Below are 231 nucleotides of genomic sequence, written 5' to 3'. Positions count from 1 at the left end.
ACTCCGGACACGTCGGGGTCGCCGGGGATTCCGAGCGGCTCGCGACTCGTAGCGAGAATCGTCAGTGCGGGCAGGACGCCGAGCAGGCTCTCCGCGAGCCGCGCGGCCGCGTCGATGACGTGCTCGCAATTGTCGAGCACGAGCACGACCGCGCGCCCGAGAAGCGCCTCGACGACCCGTTCGAGGCTGCCGACGGGCTCGACGGGCGCGTCCGAGGTGCGCAGTTCGCGC

General features: G+C 72.3%; 1 protein-coding gene. It reads right to left on the bottom strand.

From position 1 onward, the window contains the following. Positions 1-231: hypothetical protein (locus tag QN345_RS20415; RefSeq protein WP_323509281.1), on the bottom strand; the 231-nt coding region annotated here is incomplete at both ends.

This window comes from Cryobacterium sp. 10I1 (assembly GCF_035019805.1).
Classification (GTDB): Bacteria; Actinomycetota; Actinomycetes; order Actinomycetales; family Microbacteriaceae; genus Cryobacterium; species Cryobacterium glucosi.
The sequence above is the reverse complement of the archived record's forward strand: the minus strand, read 5'-3'. Positions and strand labels throughout refer to the sequence as shown.